Origin of the sequence: Rahnella victoriana (assembly GCF_004330295.1) — a bacterium.
In the GTDB taxonomy this organism is placed as follows: domain Bacteria; phylum Pseudomonadota; class Gammaproteobacteria; order Enterobacterales; family Enterobacteriaceae; genus Rahnella; species Rahnella victoriana.
In genome coordinates this window covers 276,815-289,206 of sequence record NZ_SJOJ01000001.1, presented here as the reverse complement: position 1 = coordinate 289,206, position 12,392 = coordinate 276,815, and the positions used below count along the sequence as shown (strand labels likewise).

The window sequence follows — 12,392 nt, the reverse complement described above, 5'->3', positions numbered from 1 at the left end:
AGCGACAGGGGAGTAAAAATGAAAGTTGCATTAGGTCAGTTTGCCGTTTCCCGCGAATGGGAAGCGAACGTGGAAACCTGTCTTTCACTGATGGCGAAATCTCTGGAAGCGGGCGTGGATTTACTGGTGCTGCCGGAAGGTATTCTGGCACGCGATATCACCGATCCGGATCTGGTACTGAAAGCGGCGCAACCGCTAGATGGCCCGTTCGTCAGCCAGTTGCTGGCGGCCAGTCGCGGTAATCAGATGACCACCATGATGAGCGTGCATACGCCCGCTCCGCAAGGTCGTGCCTATAACGTCCTGATTTCAATCCGTAATGGCGAGATTATTTCTGAATATCAGAAGCTGCATCTTTACGATGCGTTTTCCTCGCAGGAATCAAAAAACGTCACCGCAGGGGACGACGTTCCGCCGCTGGTGAATGTTGCGGGCTTTAACGTCGGCCTGATGACTTGCTATGACGTCCGTTTCCCGGAACTGGCGCGCCGGCTGGTGCTCGACGGGGCCGACGTTCTGGTACTGCCCGCCGCGTGGGTGAAAGGCCCGCTGAAAGAAATGCATTGGGAAGTGCTGGTCACGGCACGCGCACTGGAAAACACCGCGTATATGGTGGCCGTGGGCGAATGTGGCGAGCGCAATATCGGCAACAGCATGGTGGTCGATCCGCTGGGTGTGGCCATTGCCCGCGCAGCAGAAGCCCCGGCGCTGGTGTTTGCTGAGCTGGAGAAAGATCGTCTGGCGCATGCCAGAAAAGTGTTGCCGGTGCTGGCGAACCGCCGTTTTGGTTTGCCGCAACTGCGTCACGACTGAGCCTGTGTGCAGCCGGTCCTCAACGGCTGCCTTAACGCTCAGGCAGTACCGCGCCCTCACCAGGGAACGCGTGAACGATGAAAAAGAACTACCCGGAAATTCGCCACGGAAGGTACTCACTATAAAACCACAACATTCATAAACTCACAGACCGACTTTTTACACAGAGGAAATAAGAGAATGATGGCAAAACAACTTCGTCAGGCTGCTGTACTGACCGCTGCATTACTTTCCGTATCTTCCATAAACGCCTTTGCTGCTGAAAATGTGACGATCCCGACTCAGACGATGGATCCGGCGATCCACGCTAAATTACCTGCGGATATTCAGAAATCAGGTGTGATGACCTCTGTGAACAATGGCTCATTCCCTCCGTATGAAATCGTGACCGGTGCCAACGGTCTGGACGGGGCGAGTGCCGATCTGGCGCACGCGCTGGCGGAAGTCATGGGTGTCAAAATTGAGCATGCTTCTGTGAGCGGCTTGTCAGGCATTCTCAGCGGCATGGCTGCGGGACGCTATCAGATGGGCATCGGCCCGATTGGCGACTACCCTGACCGTCAGGCGAAAAATGATTTCATCGATTTCGTCAAAGAGTACGTGGTGTTCGGTGTGCGTAAAGGTAACCCGGAAAAAATCAATTCACTCGATGACACCTGCGGTAAACGCATTGCCGTGATGGCGGGCGGCTCGGCTGAGCAGGTGATCCGCAAGCAGTCTGAGGTGTGTGTCAAAGACGGCAAACCGGCGGTCACCGTGCAATCTTTCTCTGATCAGCCGACGTCGATTCTGGCCGTGCGTTCTAACCGTTCCGATGCGTTCTTCTCTTCTCAGGCCCCGCTGACGTACTTTGTGGAAAAAGCCAACGGCCAGCTTGAACTGACCGGCACCGGCAAATCCAACGGTTTTGGCGATATTTTCCAGGGCACGGTGGTGGCGAAAGATTCACCGGTACGTGATGCCATTCTTGCCGGTTATCAGAAACTGTTCGATAACGGCACGTACGCCATCATCATGAAAAAATGGGGGCTGGAAGGCAATATGATTTCTGCTCCGGGCATCAACCTGGCAAAGGCGCAGGCTAAATGACTGATAAAACGTATAGTTCAACGCCGGCAGTCAAGGACGACTATACGCAGGATCCACGACGTAACGTTGAGTTTTCCCACGCACCGCGTCACTACGGCCGCTGGATTGCCTGGATAGTGGTGCTGCTGATTGCCGCCGATGTGATCTGGGCGGTGTCGCACAACGAGAATTTTGAATGGCACGTTGTCGCGCAGTGGTTTACGGAAGGGTCGGTGATCAAAGGTCTGGGCGTCACGCTCGGCCTGACCGTGGTGTCGATGTTGCTCGGCGTGTTCATCGGGCTGATGCTGGCTATCGCCCGGTTGTCTGACAGCATGTTGCTGCGCAGACTGGCGGGGCTGTATATCTGGTTCTTCCGCGGTACGCCGCTGCTGGTGCAGTTACTGTTCTGGTACAACATGTCGACGCTGTTCCCGCGTGTGGTATTGGGGATCCCGTTCGGCCCGGAATACATGAGCTGGAATACCAATGATCTGATCACGCCGCTGACGGCCGCGATTGCCGGTCTGGCACTCAATGAAGCGGCCTATATGGCGGAAATCATTCGTGCCGGTTTGCTGTCGGTGGATAACGGTCAGGCGGAAACCGCACAAGCCTTTGGCATGAGCCGGGGTCGCGCGTTACGCCGGATCATCATTCCGCAGGCCATGCGCTCGATCATTCCGCCGACCGGCAACCAGCTGATCAGCATGATTAAAGCCACGTCGCTGGTCAGTGTGATCGCCATGGGGGATTTGCTGTATTCCGTACAAACCGTCTATAACCGCACCTTTGAAGTGGTGCCGATGCTGATGGTGGCGGTGATCTGGTATCTGTTTATCACCTCTTTGCTCAACCTCGGTCAGTCCGCCATTGAGCGTTATTATTCCCGTGGCACGCGCCGGACGTTACCTAATGTCAAACGGCGTCAGAACACGACTGAAGATAAAGCGGTGCCGATCATTAATTCACCCGGCCTGGCCCGAAAGGAGGACTTATGAGTCAAATATCCGCTGACTCCGCCCAGACTTCTCTGGTGGTGGCCCGTAACGTGCACAAAAGTTATGGCGATAACGAGGTTTTAAAAGGTATCGATCTGGAGGTAAAACCCAGCGAAGTGGTGGTGATCCTCGGGCCGTCCGGCTCCGGTAAATCGACATTCCTGCGCTGCATTAACCATCTGGAAGATATCGATCGCGGCTCGATCATGGTCGGCGGTGAGCAGATCGGTTATGAGTTGCGTGGCGAACGGCTGCATAAATTGTCTGAACGGGCGATTGCGCGTCAGCGCCGCGATATCGGTATGGTGTTCCAGCAATTCAACCTTTATCCGCACATGACCGTGTTGCAGAACATCATTGAAGCCCCGGTGGGCGTCCACAAGGAAAGCCGTCAGGAAGCGGAAAAGTATGCCCGTGAACTGCTGCAAAAAGTGGGACTGAGCGATAAAGCCGATGCCTATCCGCGCCATCTTTCCGGCGGCCAGCAACAGCGTGTGGCTATCGCCCGCGCGCTGGCGGTGAAGCCTAAACTGATGTTGTTCGATGAGCCGACGTCGGCGCTCGATCCTGAACTGGTGGGCGAAGTGCTGGGCACCATGCGGGATCTGGCGCAGCAGGGGCTGACGATGATTGTTGTGACGCATGAGATTGGTTTTGCCAAAGAGGCGGCAGACCGCGTGGTGTTTATGGATCGCGGTGTGGTGGTCGAACAGGGCGCGGCGGATGAGGTGTTAGTCAATCCGCAGCATCCGAGAACCCAGGCATTTCTGAGCCGTTTTATCTGATCTGACGGCGGGCTGAAACCGGGAGGGCGGGGCGTTATCCCGCCAGTTCGACCCGGTTTCGCCCGTTTTTTTTCGCCTCATATAAGGCATGGTCGGCGGCATTCAGCCAGTGTGTCGGCGTTTCCTGCGCGTCATCGCATTCAGCAATACCTGCACTGATGTGGATCTGCAATTGCGGATGCTGCGGGAACAGGCTGTTTGCCAGACGGCTTTGCAGACGCTCCATCGCCCGCTTTGCCTGCAATTGGGTACTGTGCGGCAGGATCGCGGCAAATTCATCCCCGCCGAAACGCCCGATAATATCCGCCGTACGCATGGTTTGCTGTAGCTCCTGCGCCAGCAAAATAATCGCCTGATCGCCGACGCTGTGGCCGTAGTTATCGTTAATCGCCTTGAAGTGATCGATGTCGATCAGGATCAGCGTCGTTTTGTGCCGGTAACGGCGGAAGCTTTCCAGCTCATTTTGCAGCAGAGATTCCCAGTGACGGCGGTTATACAAACCGGTCAGACCATCACGGACGCTGATTTGCATGATCGCCTGCTTATGTTCCGCCAGACGGCGCGATGTCCGGTAGGTGACGTTGCCGAGGAAAATCGGGTAAATCATGATCATCGGCAGACAAAGATACAGCTGGAACGGAGTGGTTTCCGGGCGGAAGGGAAGGTCAGCGAGGAATAAGACCGACAGCGCGACCGTGACCTGCGCGATGACGCAGCGGAAGAACAAAGTTTTGCCTCCGGCAGAGATATTGTTCATGCCCATCATGGCGAAAATGGTCGCCGAGGGCAGGGCGTTGAAGCCCATGACGGCAATCCACAGACCGCCGAAAATGGCATCCCCCTGCAGGTTGTGGATCTCACTTTTGAAAGGCGCGGATGAGCGTCTGGCTTTCCAGTACGCGATGTGCGGCCAGATGAATCCGTTGAGGAACAGCAGCAACCACAGCCAGCCCGGCGTCGTCTGTTCAATCATCACCGAACCGACACAGAAGCATCCTGTGCCCATTCCGACGATGCGGGGAAGATAAGTCCGTTTCGCGAAACGCAGTCCGGAATGATGAGTATCGTTAACCAGAGTCGTATGAAGCTTTTTCGGCATCGGTTCTCATTACAGGGTGTGTTAACCCGGGCTAGTAAATCTGGTCGAAATCAAATTTGACGCGGTTTTGCGGTAAATAAAGACAGAAGTCCTTTATGAGCGTGCTGTTCACGCTCATAATAGCTCACTCTGGTCACAATGCGCACAGTTCTGGATCCGTTCTGTTACATTTTCGGGTTGTATTAACGTCGCGAATGGCCGTTAATAACGGCAAATTGTCACTGCTGTTTTCCAGCACTCAGTGTAAAGAAGGTATGTATGGAAGGTCTAAGTATTACTAAATTGTTGGTGGTCGGCGTGCTGATCGTTCTGTTGTTCGGTACCAGCAAACTGCGTTCTCTGGGCGGCGACCTGGGTGCGGCACTGCGTGGCTTCAAGAAAGCCATGAATGATGACCCGGCGCCGGCTGAAAAAACCACAGCAGAAGAAAAACCTGCTGAGCGCGTAGAGCACAAAGACTGAGTCTTGCTTATTCGCTCACGTTTTCCGGGCATAAAAAAGGTTGTTCTTGCGAACAACCTTTTTTGTTTTGCGACGAAGTCGTAACGAGATATTACTTCACTTCCAGACCTTTGGCTTGCAGGTCGGCGTGGTAAGAAGAACGCACGAACGGACCGCAGGCAGCATGGGTAAAGCCCATTTCCATCGCCGCTTCTTTCATCTGGTCAAACTCTTCCGGGCTGACATAACGCTGCACCGGCAGGTGATGGCGGCTTGGCTGTAAGTACTGGCCGAGGGTCAGCATCGTCACGCCATGACGACGCAGGTCGCGCATCACTTCAATGATTTCTTCGTTGGTTTCACCCAGACCCACCATCAGACCCGATTTGGTCGGGATTTCCGGATGCGCTTCTTTGAAGCGTTGCAGCAAGGTCAGCGACCACTCGTAGTTAGCGCCCGGACGAACCTGACGGTAAACACGCGGCACGTTCTCCAGATTGTGGTTGAACACATCCGGCGGGCTGGCATTCAGGATGTCCAGCGCACGATCCATACGGCCACGGAAATCCGGCACCAGCGTTTCGATTTTGATGGTCGGGTTTTTCGCGCGGATTGCCGTAATACAATCAGCAAAGTGCTGAGCACCGCCGTCGCGCAGATCATCGCGGTCAACCGAGGTGATCACCACATAACGCAGTCCCATATCCGAGATGGTCTGTGCCAGTTTTTCCGGCTCGTTGGTGTCGGGTGCGGTCGGGCGGCCATGTGCCACGTCGCAGAACGGGCAGCGACGGGTACAAATAGCGCCCAGGATCATGAAGGTCGCGGTGCCGTGGTTAAAGCATTCGGAAAGGTTAGGGCAGGCGGCTTCTTCACAAACGGAATGCAGGCCATTCTTGCGCAATGCGGATTTAATGCCCTGAATTTTCGTTGAGTCGGCAGGCAATTTGATTTTCATCCATGCCGGCTTACGTAACATTTCCTGCCGGTCACTGACCACGGTTTTCACCGGAATTAACGCCATCTTATCTGCATCGCGGTATTTAACGCCGCGTTCCATCTGAATCGGTTTACTCATAATCTTGCAGCTTCCAGGTTTGTCACTCGATACCCGAGTTTTTTCAGGACATTCAATGAACTGGCTGATTCATCAAAAAAAGTAGAAATAATGCGGAAATTATATCATTGAAGCATCCCTACGTTCAGCCCTTCGTCATGGCCGGATGTGCTAAATGCTGCAATTTTTTAACGTTAAATAAGAATAATTCTCGAAAAAACGACCAGTAACTGACGTTAGTTTATTGAAAATATTAGTTTTTATATCAGTTCAGGGTCACCCGACAGAGGGTGTTAATGGTGTGTAAATATTTTTTCGCAGCGAGCATTATTCCGCCGGAGGGTTTTCCAGTGCCGCGAATGCCTGACTGATGGCGTCGATAATCATGCTGAGCGTCTTATCGCCGCTGACCATTTTGTTGTAATACATCATGATGTCGTATGACTGCGACGGCACTTCGCATTCGAGGATCTCAACGGGGAAAGTGTCTTTGAAGAGTTCGACCATTTTCCGGGGGAGGATCCCCAGCAAATCGGTGCCGGACACCATGGAAAGAATATTGATCCCGTTATAACTGGTGAAGGCGACAGGGCGCTCCGGCAGGGCTTCGCTGATCTCAAACTGCATGCGTCTGAGTTCGCTGGCATCGGTTATCAGCATGGTTTGTGGCGTGGTCAGCGCCTGTTCCACACTCAGGGTTTTACTCAGCGTCGGATGGTTTTTTCTGCACACAAAAACCGTGCTGTCCGACATCAGCCGGATGCCTTTAAGCGTGCTGTTGAACAGCGGCCCCGTGTCGATCACCAAATCCGCACGGTGCTGCACCAGCGTCTCTTCGGGATCCGTCAGCGGCAGATGTTTCAGCGAGTAGTTGATATTGATTTTTTCCAGGACTTTCAGGATCACCGGAAAAGTAATCAGTGCGGCGAAAGGGTAACAGCTGATGGTCAGAACGCGGGATTTATCATTGTCCTGAGAGAAATCCAGACCGGTGAGAATGGCATTCAGTCCCTGACTGATATGCGTATGCAGATTGTTGGCATACGCCGTCGGGCTGATGCCCTGACCGTTGCGGATAAACAACGGGTCAGGAAAGGTATTGCGTAATTTCTGAATAGACTGACTGACCGACGATGGCGTCAGATTCAGTGCTTTCGCAGCATGCACAATGCCTTTGTGCAGATAGACCGCCTCGAAAACAGTCAGCAGATTCAGGTCGAGATTGCGAAGCTTGTTCAGACTGGCATTAATATCGTTATCATCCATAAAACATTCCTGTCAGTGTGAAGGGCTTTCCCGGCTTACGCGTCAGCGCGTCAGAATCAACGTCATGGCGCGGAAGGGGCGTAATGTTCAAGCTGCCAGGGGAGATAATCAACCTGCTGGTAATCCAGACGATGGTTGAACGATTTCACCAGTACGGGCATCACCTGATCCACGGTCAGTCCCGGTTTTTCGCGGCTGGCTTGTGTCATTTCAAGGCCGGCATAACCACAGGGATTGATACGGTGGAAAGGCTCCAGATCCATATCAATATTCAGCGCCAGACCGTGCAGCGAGCAGCCTTTGCGGATGCGCAGCCCGAGCGAGCAAATCTTTTTACCGTCAACATAGACGCCCGGCGCATCGGCGCGCGGATAGGCATCAATGGAAAAATGGGCCAGCGTATCGACAACCGTTTGTTCGATAGCGGTCACTAACTGACGGACACCCAATTTCTTCCGCTTCAGGTCGACCATTACATACATCACCTGCTGGCCGGGACCATGATAAGTCACCTGACCGCCACGGTCGCTCTGGATCACCGGAATGTCACCGGGCATCAGTACGTGTTCGGCTTTACCCGCCTGACCCTGCGTGAAGACGCGCGGATGCTGAACCAGCCAGATTTCATCCAGCGAGTCGGCGTTGCGGTGTTCAGTGAAATGGTGCATCGCCAGAGAAACCGGCTCATAAGGTTGCAGGCCAAGCTGGCGCAGTACGATACGTTCTTGCGGATTTTGTGATTGCACGGCAGTTATCGTCATCAGGGGAGGGAGAAACGCGCGACAGGCTTGCTCTCGCGCGGGTCGGTCAGAAAGGGCTTACAGCACCATGCGGACAATTTCGATATTGCCCAGCTCATCGTACAGGGTTTCGACCTGATCGATGTGGGTGGCAGTGATCGTAATTGAAACGGAGTGGTAATTCCCTTTACTGCTCGGTTTTACCTGAGGATTGTAATCGCCAGGCGCATGGCGTTGCACGACTTCCACAACCTGGTCCACCAGCTCGGGTTGTGCCAGGCCCATTACTTTGTAGGTAAAGGTGCAAGGGAATTCGAGCAGTTCGTTCAGTTTGGTTTTCATGTGCACTCCAGCGTGTTGTACAGCGTATTTAGTGTAGTCTCTGAAAGTATAACTCCCGCCGAAGCGGGAGCCATAATCTATACCGATTATATGGGGATTGTTGCAAACTTTTTCAAGCAGGCAACTTAGCCAAACCAGTGGTGGAACATCAGCTTGATGTAATCCACGATGCGACCGAAGAAACCGCCTTCTTTCACTTCGTTCATGACCACCAGCGGACGCTCATCAATGGTTTTGCCATCAAGCTGGAAGTTGATTGAACCGACCACCTGATTTTTCTGCAGCGGCGCATGCAGTTCCGGCGTGTTCAGCACATAACTGGCTTTCAGATCTTTCATGCGACCGCGTGGGATCGTCAGGTAAGCATCTTTCTCAACACCCAGTGCAACGCGGTCGGTATCGCCGAACCACACAGGTTCAGAGGCAAATTCTTTACCGGCTTTCAGCGGAGAAACGGTTTCGAAGAAACGGAAGCCCCAGGTCAGCAGTTTTTTACTTTCAACTTCGCGGCCTTTGTAGGTATGACCGCCCATCACCGCAGAGATCAGACGCATCTGGCCTTCTGTCGCGGAAGCCACCAGGTTATAGCCCGCTGATTCCGTATGACCGGTTTTGATGCCGTCAACGCTCAGGCTGTTATCCCACAGCAAACCGTTACGGTTCATCTGGCGGATATTGTTGAAGGTGAATTCTTTTTCTTTGTAGGTGGCGTATTCGTCCGGTACATCACGGATCAATGCCTGACCGATCAGCGCCATATCGCGGGCTGAGCTGTACTGACCTTCTGCATCAAGGCCGTGAACGGTGCCGAAATGGGTATTTTTCAGGCCAAGGGCATTCACGTAATTGTTCATGATGGCAACGAAGGCATCCTGACTGCCGGCGACATGGTCAGCCATTGCCACGCAGGCGTCGTTACCGGATTGCAGGATAATGCCGCGGTTCAGCTCAGAAACCGGGACGCGATCGCCAGGTTTGAGGAACATCAGGGAAGAGCCTTTGAACACCGGATTACCGGTTGCCCAGGCATCCTGACCGACGGTGACGATGTCTGTCGGCGAAATTTTTCCGGCTTTGATGGACTGACCAATGACATAACTGGTCATCATTTTGGTCAGGCTGGCCGGATCACGGCGTGCATCGGCATTCATTTCTGCCAGAACTTTGCCGGAGTTGTAGTCGATCAGGATATAGGCTTCAGCATCAATCTGCGGAACGCCCGGGATCATTGTTTTTAAATTAACATCGTCGGCATAGGCGGACGCTGCACTAAAAGTGATGACGGTGCCAAATGCGAGGCTTTTGACTAAACGTGAAGTATTTACAAGTTTCATGATCGGGACAACAACATCCGTGGGAGTAAGTGATAAACGTGCGCCACTATAGCAGAAGAGTCATAAGTCAGACATCTTCGATTACCGGCGCTTACTGACTTTTACTTATAAGACAAAGTCCTTATAAGACAGAGCACTTATAAGAACGGGGCCGCAGCCCCGTATTCAGATTACATGCTGGCAGTGACGAAGGACTGCTGCTGGGCTTCGCTGGCCAGTCGCTGTTTCAGCTGTTCGGCCTGCTGGCGGGTGCTGAACGGACCAAGCTGCACGCGATAGGTGCTGCCGTTGGCCTGCACTTTCCCCGGCACGGAGAAACGCTGGCTGAGGCTTTTTTGCCACAACTGTGCGTTCTGCGGGTTACTCAGCGCGCCAACCTGCACCATAAAACCTGAGCTCGGGATGGCGGTGGTATGCGCGGGCGCTGCGGAGGCCGCAGACGCGGCTACCGGTGCGGCACTGGCGACGGCGACGGGCGCAGCCACCGGTTCACTGCCTTCTAACACGCCCTGACGCAGCGGAGTGGGAGCGCTCAGAAAGCCGCCGCCGCTGCTACCGGACATCGTGGTCGCTGCTGGCGCAGAGGCTACGGTGCCGTTGTTATCTTCGTCATTGGTTAAAGGCGCAGCATTCGGATTGCTCAGGGTGCTGTTGCTGATCGGACGGACATCTGAGGTATCGACCGGTTGAGCGCTCAGCGTCGGTGTGCCCATGCTGCTGGCACCTAAACTTGGACGTGACGGCAGGGCGTAAGATTGTTTGGCAACGGTCGTACCAATCGTACCCGGACCGGACAGGGTGCCGTCAGGTGCCACGTTGATAAAATCGATGCGGACTTTGGTGCTGTTGGTCAGATTCAGACGATCGGCCGCCGCCTGTGACAAATCAATAATTTTGCCCGGCACGTAAGGGCCACGGTCATTCACACGCACCACCAGCATACGGCCGGTCGCCATGTTGGTGACACGCACATAACTTGGGATTGGCAAGGTCGGATGCGCGGCGGTCATGGCTGAAGGGTCGAACTCTTCGCCGATGGCGGTCATATTGCCGCCATTTTCCTGACCGTACCAGGCTGCTTGTCCCACCTGCGAGAAGTTAGACGGGTCTTTGATGATTTTATAGGTTTTACCGTTAACGGTATAATCCTGCATCGTGCCCTGATTATAAGGTTCGTAACGCGGATCAGCCCCGCCGATTTCTACCACAGGGCCGTTGTAGGCTTGCTGCGGTGCCGGTTGTTGTTGCTGAACATCGTCAGTGGCACAGCCACTTAACAGCAAACCGATAATGACAGCTCCAAGCCACTCCTTACGCATTGCTCACCTCTATAAATTTTTCGACAACATTTTTCGATGAGTATGTATCGACATGACGATACCAAACCCTGCCATTAGCACGATGAGTGCTGACCCGCCATAGCTGACCAGAGGCAAAGGTACCCCAACTACCGGGACAATGCCACTGACCATGCCGATGTTAACAAACACATAAACGAACAGGATCAGCATCAGCCCGCCGGACATCACGCGGCCAAACGTGGTTTGCGCATGGGCGGCGATCACCAGACCGCGCATGATGAGACATAAGTACAGTCCCAGCAGCACCAGTACGCCAATCAGCCCCAGTTCTTCGGCGAGCACGGCGAAGATAAAGTCGGTATGACGTTCAGGCAGGAATTCCAGCTGTGACTGGGTGCCGTGCAGCCAGCCTTTACCGGAAAGTCCGCCTGAGCCGATGGCAATTTTCGACTGAATAATATGATAGCCCGCACCCAGCGGATCGCTTTCCGGATCCAGTAACATCATGACGCGGTCGCGCTGATAATCATGCATCAGGAAGAACCACAGGATTGGAATAAACGCGGCAACCAGAAGGGCGGCAACGGCGATCAGTTTCCAGCTCATACCGGAAAGGAACAGCACAAATAAACCGGAGGCGGCAATCAGAATCGACGTACCCAGATCGGGCTGTGCGGCCACCAGCAGGGTAGGGATGAAGATCAGTGCCAGCGCAATCGCGGTATTTTTCAGGGAGGGCGGGCAGACATCGCGGTTGATAAAACGCGCGACCATCAGCGGTACGGCGATTTTTGCCAGTTCCGACGGCTGGAATTTGATGATCCCCAGATCCAGCCAGCGTTGCGCGCCTTTACTGATACTGCCGAAAGCATCCACCAGCACCAGCAGGAAGACGCAGAAAATATACAGATACGGTGCCCAGCTTTCATACACGCGCGGCGGAATTTGCGCCATGATCAGCATGATCACCAGACCCATCAGGATCTGGCCAATTTTACGTTCCATCATGCCCATATCCTGACCGCTGGCGCTCCACATCACGAACGCACTGTACGTCAGCAGGGCGAGCACGATCAGCAGCATCGTCAGGTCGATATGCATTTTCGACCACAATGATCTTTTTTGTTGGTTCTCAGTCATTGACG

Annotated in this window: 13 protein-coding genes; 5 read left to right on the top strand and 8 right to left on the bottom strand. The window is 53.9% G+C overall.

Annotation, left to right across the window (positions count from 1 at the left end):
• Positions 1-18 precede the first annotated feature (18 nt).
• From EYY67_RS01420 to EYY67_RS01405, 4 genes are all read left to right on the top strand, one after another.
• A complete protein-coding gene (locus EYY67_RS01420; RefSeq protein ID WP_095925080.1) occupies positions 19-813 on the top strand; it encodes a deaminated glutathione amidase in 795 nt (264 codons plus the stop codon).
• 180 nt (positions 814-993) lie between these two features.
• The gene (locus tag EYY67_RS01415; protein WP_095921140.1) at positions 994-1,902 is read left to right on the top strand and encodes an ABC transporter substrate-binding protein; all 909 of its coding nucleotides are present in this window, start codon (positions 994-996) and stop codon (positions 1,900-1,902) included.
• Positions 1,899-2,882 (top strand): amino acid ABC transporter permease, encoded by a 984-nt coding sequence (locus tag EYY67_RS01410; RefSeq protein WP_131692651.1) that lies wholly within the window; start codon positions 1,899-1,901, stop codon positions 2,880-2,882. Before EYY67_RS01415 ends, EYY67_RS01410 begins: the two co-directional genes overlap by 4 nt.
• The gene (locus tag EYY67_RS01405; RefSeq protein WP_095921142.1) at positions 2,879-3,667 is read left to right on the top strand and encodes an amino acid ABC transporter ATP-binding protein; all 789 of its coding nucleotides are present in this window, start codon (positions 2,879-2,881) and stop codon (positions 3,665-3,667) included. Before EYY67_RS01410 ends, EYY67_RS01405 begins: the two co-directional genes overlap by 4 nt.
• A gap of 34 nt (positions 3,668-3,701) precedes the next feature.
• Here the strand turns inward: EYY67_RS01405 and EYY67_RS01400 are convergent, their stop codons facing one another.
• Positions 3,702-4,766 carry a diguanylate cyclase gene (locus EYY67_RS01400; RefSeq protein ID WP_131692650.1) on the bottom strand — a complete coding sequence of 355 codons (1,065 nt, stop codon included), beginning with the start codon at positions 4,764-4,766 and terminating at the stop codon, positions 3,702-3,704.
• A gap of 258 nt (positions 4,767-5,024) precedes the next feature.
• On the opposite strand from EYY67_RS01400, the gene tatE reads away from it, so the two are divergent.
• On the top strand, positions 5,025-5,228 hold the full coding sequence (gene tatE, locus EYY67_RS01395) for a twin-arginine translocase subunit TatE (RefSeq protein WP_095921144.1): 204 nt from the start codon (positions 5,025-5,027) through the stop codon (positions 5,226-5,228).
• Between the two features lie 91 nt (positions 5,229-5,319).
• Here tatE and lipA read toward each other — a convergent pair whose 3' ends face one another.
• The 7 genes from lipA to mrdB form a co-directional block, all read right to left on the bottom strand.
• Positions 5,320-6,285, bottom strand: a complete 966-nt coding sequence (gene lipA / locus EYY67_RS01390) for a lipoyl synthase (protein ID WP_095921145.1) — start codon at positions 6,283-6,285, stop codon at positions 5,320-5,322.
• Positions 6,286-6,591: 306 nt separating this feature from the next.
• The gene (locus EYY67_RS01385) at positions 6,592-7,530 is read right to left on the bottom strand and encodes a YbeF family transcriptional regulator (protein ID WP_131692649.1); all 939 of its coding nucleotides are present in this window, start codon (positions 7,528-7,530) and stop codon (positions 6,592-6,594) included.
• Between the two features lie 62 nt (positions 7,531-7,592).
• Entirely contained in the window at positions 7,593-8,291 is a 699-nt protein-coding gene (lipB, locus tag EYY67_RS01380; RefSeq protein WP_095921147.1) for a lipoyl(octanoyl) transferase LipB, read from the bottom strand.
• A 57-nt stretch (positions 8,292-8,348) separates the two neighbouring features.
• On the bottom strand, positions 8,349-8,612 hold the full coding sequence (ybeD, locus tag EYY67_RS01375; RefSeq protein WP_095921148.1) for a DUF493 family protein YbeD: 264 nt from the start codon (positions 8,610-8,612) through the stop codon (positions 8,349-8,351).
• A 125-nt stretch (positions 8,613-8,737) separates the two neighbouring features.
• Positions 8,738-9,946 (bottom strand): D-alanyl-D-alanine carboxypeptidase DacA, encoded by a 1,209-nt coding sequence (gene dacA, locus EYY67_RS01370; protein WP_095921149.1) that lies wholly within the window; start codon positions 9,944-9,946, stop codon positions 8,738-8,740.
• A gap of 170 nt (positions 9,947-10,116) precedes the next feature.
• On the bottom strand, positions 10,117-11,265 hold the full coding sequence (gene rlpA, locus EYY67_RS01365; RefSeq protein ID WP_095921150.1) for an endolytic peptidoglycan transglycosylase RlpA: 1,149 nt from the start codon (positions 11,263-11,265) through the stop codon (positions 10,117-10,119).
• Positions 11,266-11,274: 9 nt separating this feature from the next.
• Positions 11,275-12,387, bottom strand: coding sequence for a peptidoglycan glycosyltransferase MrdB (mrdB, locus tag EYY67_RS01360; RefSeq protein WP_095921151.1), 1,113 nt, complete (start codon positions 12,385-12,387; stop codon positions 11,275-11,277).
• Positions 12,388-12,392 lie beyond the last annotated feature (5 nt).

Excerpts from the sequence above, each read along its gene's own strand:
- EYY67_RS01420 (WP_095925080.1), top strand. The coding sequence starts at position 19 with ATGAAAGTTGCATTAGGTCAGTTTGCCGTTTCCCGCGAATGGGAAGCG.
- EYY67_RS01415 (WP_095921140.1), top strand. The coding sequence starts at position 994 with ATGATGGCAAAACAACTTCGTCAGGCTGCTGTACTGACCGCTGCATTA.
- EYY67_RS01410 (WP_131692651.1), top strand. The coding sequence starts at position 1,899 with ATGACTGATAAAACGTATAGTTCAACGCCGGCAGTCAAGGACGACTAT.
- EYY67_RS01405 (WP_095921142.1), top strand. The coding sequence starts at position 2,879 with ATGAGTCAAATATCCGCTGACTCCGCCCAGACTTCTCTGGTGGTGGCC.
- EYY67_RS01400 (WP_131692650.1), bottom strand. The coding sequence starts at position 4,766 with ATGCCGAAAAAGCTTCATACGACTCTGGTTAACGATACTCATCATTCC.
- tatE (WP_095921144.1), top strand. The coding sequence starts at position 5,025 with ATGGAAGGTCTAAGTATTACTAAATTGTTGGTGGTCGGCGTGCTGATC.
- lipA (WP_095921145.1), bottom strand. The coding sequence starts at position 6,285 with ATGAGTAAACCGATTCAGATGGAACGCGGCGTTAAATACCGCGATGCA.
- EYY67_RS01385 (WP_131692649.1), bottom strand. The coding sequence starts at position 7,530 with ATGGATGATAACGATATTAATGCCAGTCTGAACAAGCTTCGCAATCTC.
- lipB (WP_095921147.1), bottom strand. The coding sequence starts at position 8,291 with ATGACGATAACTGCCGTGCAATCACAAAATCCGCAAGAACGTATCGTA.
- ybeD (WP_095921148.1), bottom strand. The coding sequence starts at position 8,612 with ATGAAAACCAAACTGAACGAACTGCTCGAATTCCCTTGCACCTTTACC.
- dacA (WP_095921149.1), bottom strand. The coding sequence starts at position 9,946 with ATGAAACTTGTAAATACTTCACGTTTAGTCAAAAGCCTCGCATTTGGC.
- rlpA (WP_095921150.1), bottom strand. The coding sequence starts at position 11,265 with ATGCGTAAGGAGTGGCTTGGAGCTGTCATTATCGGTTTGCTGTTAAGT.
- mrdB (WP_095921151.1), bottom strand. The coding sequence starts at position 12,387 with ATGACTGAGAACCAACAAAAAAGATCATTGTGGTCGAAAATGCATATC.